This is a genomic window from Streptomyces pathocidini (assembly GCF_001418495.1).
Taxonomy (GTDB): domain Bacteria; phylum Actinomycetota; class Actinomycetes; order Streptomycetales; family Streptomycetaceae; genus Streptomyces; species Streptomyces pathocidini.
The window spans coordinates 1-5144 of record NZ_LIQY01000161.1; the positions used below are offsets into that span (position 1 = coordinate 1).

6 protein-coding genes and 1 pseudogene are annotated in these 5144 nt (G+C 67.8%); all 7 read right to left on the bottom strand.

What is annotated here, in order from left to right; translation table 11 throughout:
• Positions 1–326: pseudogene (locus AOK16_RS09875) on the bottom strand (GntT/GntP/DsdX family permease); the annotation flags it as partial.
• 138 nt (positions 327–464) lie between these two features.
• Positions 465–1496, bottom strand: coding sequence for a hypothetical protein (locus tag AOK16_RS09880; protein WP_055471873.1), 1032 nt, complete (start codon positions 1494–1496; stop codon positions 465–467).
• A 553-nt stretch (positions 1497–2049) separates the two neighbouring features.
• The gene (locus AOK16_RS09885; RefSeq protein WP_157859167.1) at positions 2050–2670 is read right to left on the bottom strand and encodes a hypothetical protein; all 621 of its coding nucleotides are present in this window, start codon (positions 2668–2670) and stop codon (positions 2050–2052) included.
• Between the two features lie 569 nt (positions 2671–3239).
• Entirely contained in the window at positions 3240–3938 is a 699-nt protein-coding gene (locus AOK16_RS09890) for a VanZ family protein (protein ID WP_055471875.1), read from the bottom strand.
• A 124-nt stretch (positions 3939–4062) separates the two neighbouring features.
• Positions 4063–4485 carry a type II toxin-antitoxin system VapC family toxin gene (locus tag AOK16_RS09895; protein WP_055471876.1) on the bottom strand — a complete coding sequence of 141 codons (423 nt, stop codon included), beginning with the start codon at positions 4483–4485 and terminating at the stop codon, positions 4063–4065.
• Positions 4482–4712, bottom strand: coding sequence for a FitA-like ribbon-helix-helix domain-containing protein (locus AOK16_RS09900; protein WP_055471877.1), 231 nt, complete (start codon positions 4710–4712; stop codon positions 4482–4484). Before AOK16_RS09900 ends, AOK16_RS09895 begins: the two co-directional genes overlap by 4 nt.
• A 63-nt stretch (positions 4713–4775) precedes the next feature.
• Positions 4776–5144 (bottom strand): GntP family permease (locus AOK16_RS09905; RefSeq protein ID WP_240483500.1); only part of this gene is annotated, 369 nt, incomplete at its 5' end.

A 5144-nucleotide genomic window follows, 5' to 3' on the forward strand; every position in this document is an offset into this window, starting at 1 on the left:
GAGAGCGCCTGGGCGACCCCACTCCCCTTCAGCACCGCGCCGAACACCCCACCCGCGCCGACGACCAGCAGGATGTTCCCCACCGGCTTGAGCGAGGAAGTGGACACGCTCTCCAGGGACTTGCGCGACCAGCCGCAGCGGATACCGAGCAGGTAGTACGCCATGAGCAGCGCAATCGTCAGCGCCACAAACGGGTTGCCGAAGAACTCCACGACCGACCGGAAGGTCGACGGGTCCAGCGCGATGGACGAGAAGGTCGCCGCGAGGATCAGCACCAGCGGCGTACCGATGATCAGCAGGACCGTCCCCAGCGACACCGGCGTCTCCCGCGAGAGGCCGCGGAATGCTGACGAGTTGGTGCCGCTGGCACAATGCTCCCACTGACGATGGCCCGGTCGTCGTCGAGGTCATCGACCAGGACAGCGCGCCGGGGCTTCGGCTCTTCGCTTGCCGGAAATGCCGACTCACACGGGCTGGGCAGGTCGCTCTGGGCCCAGTGCTGTGACGAGGTGACGGAAGACGGTGCGCTGCGCTGCTGTCGCTTCGGCTCGTAGGAGGACGCCTGTCGTGGGGTCCACGGTGAAATGACACGTCAGTGCCTCGTCGGGGGCCCAGGCACTGGGTGGGAAGGCGCGTAGAGGGCGGACGGTTGCCTGGACGCTGGTCGGTGAGGTGACCGTGGCGTGTGCGAGGTGGGAGACGATACGGGCGGGCGTGAGGAGTTCAGCCAAGCGGGCGGCGGCCGGGCTGGTCTGGTCTGGTTCGTAGTCGCCTGTCATCGTCAGGGTTTCCTGGTTGGACACGATCGTCCAGGAGCGGGCTGAGGGCAGGGACGTGATGGAGAGGTCGTCGTGGGAGTCGGTCTCGATGTGGACCTCGGCTGTCAGCCGGGCGGGCTCCAGCAGGGTTCTGGCCATACGGGCCAGAACCCTGCCCGCCTCAGTCTCTGATGAGGCGTCAAGGACAGTCACCTCACTGACCTGGGCCGTCGCCAGTAGGCCGTGCTGGTCGTGGAGCGCGGCCGAGTGGAGGAGGCCCGTGGCCGGGTCGAGCTGGACCGTCAGGCTCTGGGCACCTGGCGGCAGCCAGACGTCGGTGGGGTCGGCGAACAACGCGTGGGGAGTGAGGGTGAGTTCGACCCGCGCTCCGCGTCGATGCGCGGCTGTCACTGTGCTGATGCCCCGGATCAGGCGTGCCGGGTCGAGCAGGACGGCCCACGGCTCGTCGCTGTCTTCCCTCCGGAGCTGGAGGGGGGAGATTCCGTTCAGGTGGAAGCACCGCCTTCCGCCCAGCCGCCGATGCGCCGGTTCGCCCACCGTGCCGGCGCCGAAACGGCCACCAAGGTACGCCTCGACGTCGCGTGCCACGTAGTCGATGTCGACCACCGCGTCCACGCGTGCGTCCTCGGCGGCCGCCGCCCCGATCCGGGACAGTGCCCAGACGGCCAGCCGCTCACGGTCCGCAGGCGGGCCGCCTAGCCAGTGGGTAGCTGCCATGACGCCCAAGACTCCTCAGCACCAGGACGGTTCGGTGCCCACTGTACGTATAGGACACGGTACGGATGGCCCGGCGGCAGCCCGGCCAGTGCCCCGATCGTGTACGAGCCGTCCCTATTGTCCGTGATCCGGCAGCCTGGGGAGGTGATGCCGTCGCCACAGGCCAGGACTTTCTGCCGCCGCGTGTCCTCGTCCGGGATGCCGGACTCATCGATCCTGCTGTGCAACATGAAGGAGACATACGAGGGGGCCAAAGCGGCCTTGACCGTGATCTTGACGGGCCGCTCAGCGCCTCCCTTGAGGTCCTTCCCGGCCGGGTGCCCCCATTCAAGACGCTGCGGTGGCGCCTTGTGCCGACCACCCCACTGACCCGCAACCAGCGGCAAGGCGGCGCCGCTGCTTCCCCGGGCGACCGGAGACGCCGGTCCGGGAGACGGTGACACGGGCGCCGACCGTGACTGCCGTGCCTCGGGCGGGCTGGCCGACGATCCCGTACAGGAGACGAGCAGTGCGGCGGCACCGCAGACCGCCGCGCTGCTCACCGCTCGGCCTGTCAGCCTGTGCACTTGAGCTCTTTGTCGTTCTGGTTGTACACGTGAGCCGAGCCTCGACCTTGCGGACCGGACACGTAGAAGCGGGCCTGTCCCTTGTAGCGATACCAGGTGCCCTTCTTGCACCCCTTGGGGGCCACCACGCGCAGGCTCCTGGTGCTCTCCTTACCGTCCTTGCCGGTGCTCAAGTGCTCCCAGCCGTACCAGCGAGAGCGAGACAACGATCCCTCGGTATAGAGGTTCGGGGCCACCTGGCCACACTTGGTGTCGAAGTGCACGTTGATTGTGCCCTTGACGGTGTGTGAATTATGCGGGTAGTCCACTGCGGCCTTGCACAGGTACGGCAGACGTTTGGCAGCTGCCCGGCTGTCGACGACATCGAGGTCTGACGTGGCATCGTCCGCGCTCAGTTCCTCCTCACCGAGCACCGCGTCCCCCGTGGGGAGCTGCTGGTCCGGCTCGGTGATCTCGATAACCTCCAGCGTGTCCGTGCCCTCGACGTCTGCCGGAAGCTCGTCATCCGCGACGGCCACTCCGCCAGCAGTGAAGGCGATCGCGGCGGTAAGCGCGACGGTGGGTATAGATCTGATCACGCGCAATCCCAGGCGCATGGTCGTGGTCACAAGTCCCCCCATTGCCGTCAGAAGCATGACGGCGGCAATTAGTGAGCGCTGTGCTTCAGGTCGGCAGCGCTTCCCCGGCTGTCACTCTGGTTCTCCGGATAACAGGAGTCCAGTCCATTGCTGCCCTCTGGACCCCATTACGGCCAGCATGCGTGCGCGGGACGAGCTGAACAGCTCTCCGCAGACTTAGGTCAAGCCCCTTTCCTCTTAAAGCACTTGATCCGGAGCTTGCTACACACGACACCTATGGGACGTGGGCGCGAACTCGACTCGAAACTGCCCGGTGCGGCCGACGGACAGGTGGACGCCGAACCGGATTTCCAGATAGGTGAATTGATTCACCTCGCCCAATGGCGGGAGACACGTCACACCACCAGGCTCAACCCCGTCACCACCACGAACCCCGCCACCGACGGGAACATGAGCGCGTTGATCGCCGGAGACGAGCCCGATCCGGCGAAAGCCGCCCGGCCGCCAAGAACGAGAGGACCGCCGCCGTGCACGCCGCGTGGCTGGACGGCCGGACCATCGCCTGTCCGAAGCCGAGATGGCGGCGTACTGCGCGCGGCTCAGCGGCCCGGTACGGGGGTGGGTCGAGGCCGGTCCGACGGCGTTTCGGGCGTGGCGCGCCACCAGCGGGGCGACACCAGGGCGGCCAGGACGGCGCCGGCGGTGTTGAGCAGTACGTCGTCCACGGAGGACACCCGGTCCAGCCGCAGGACGTACTGCGCGGTCTCGACCAGGACCGAGCAGCCCGCCGCGAGCGCCAGGATCCGCGGCACCGACGCCAGCGCCACGAACCGCAGCGGGACGAGGAACCCCAGCGCGGCGAAGACCAGCAGGTTGCCGACGATCTGGCCCTGGTCCATCACGAGCAGGTCGCGCAGCGGCACCAGGCTCACGACGGCTCCGTCCTCGTCGCCCGGCAGCAGGATCATCCAGACCCACGGCAGCGTCCCGTAGACGATGCCGACCTCGGCCAGCGACTTCCGCCACGCCGACGTGGCGCCTGCGGCACTCCGACGGCGCGCCAGGGCCCACGCCGCCAGCGCGGCCAACGGCAGCGCGAGCACCGTGACGAGCGCCACGCCGTTGAACGTCCCGAACCAGACCTGCCACGTCGGCCTGCGCAGCGGCATGGACAACATCATCAGCACCATGCGGCCCGGGACGAACGCGACCAACGCCGCACCCAGGACCGCCAGTCCGACGATCACCATCCTCCGCGTACGACGGGTCGGGGCTGCCAGGGATGCGCTGTGGTCCATGCGGGCATTGAACCCGGAGCGGCATATCGCGAACGTATGCGTTTTCGGATACACCCGCTATGCCCCAAGGTTTCAAGGAAGCGACGCAAGCCGAGCCAGTAGCGCCCCGCCGCGCCCGCCCCTACTACGGCCTTGGCGTATGACCGACTGTCCGATGGTTGAAAACCTCGACCGGGCACTTCGCTCGACCAGAGCGCTCGATCCGAGCGTCGCTGGTGACCAGCGCCACCTGATACCCCTCGGCCAGCGCGACGTATGTGGCGTCGTAAGCCGAGAGATTGGCGTACAGCTCACGAACACGGCCCAGGACCGGCTTGTGCTCCAAGCGCCGGATCGGCAGCAAGGCGAAGCTTTCCCACGCCTCATCCAACTCCGAGTCGGAGAGCTTCCCGCCCCGGTGGCGACCCAACAGGGCGGACGCCACCTCGACATCGACCAGGTGCGGCGCAAGGAGCCTCTCCCCCCGCACGCGATCACGCACAGCCTCCCCCACAGGGCCTGCGTCAGCCAACAGCATGACCAGGGCCCCGGCATCGACGACGATCACTCGCGCCGCCTTCCGGCGCCGATGTCCGCCAGCACGTCATCCGTGGACAGCCTGGCCCTGGCCCGCCGCCCGATCCGCTCCAAGACATCGTCAAGCGCGGGCGTGGCCGCCTCGTCCTCTAGGAGGGTGCGCGCATAGGCCTGCAACGACTGCCGGTTCCGCGCGGCTCTTATTTTCAGCTCCGCAAGGGTCTCTTCCGAGAGATCGCGTACGTAGAGAGTCGCCATGCGACAAGAATAGTCGCAATGCCAGCATTCTGCTAGCAATCGTGGGAATCGGGATCCGGTCGGCTACACCACCAGGCTCAGCCCCGCCACCACCGCGAACCCCGCCACCGACAGCACGCACTCCAGTACCGTCCAGGACTTCAACGTGTCCCGTTCCGAGATGCCGAAGTACTGGGAGACGATCCAGAAGCCGCCGTCGTTGACGTGCGAGGCGAAAATGGAGCCCGCGGAGATGGCCATGATCAGGAGGGCCAGGTACGCCTGGGAGTGGCCGCCGCCCTCCACCAGCGGGACCACGATCCCCGCCGTCGTGACGATCGCGACCGTCGCCGAGCCCTGCGCCACCCGCAGCGCCGCCGAGATCAGCCACGCCAGCGCCACCACCGGCAGCCCCACGTCGTGGAAGGTGTCCGAGAGCGCCTGGGCGACCCC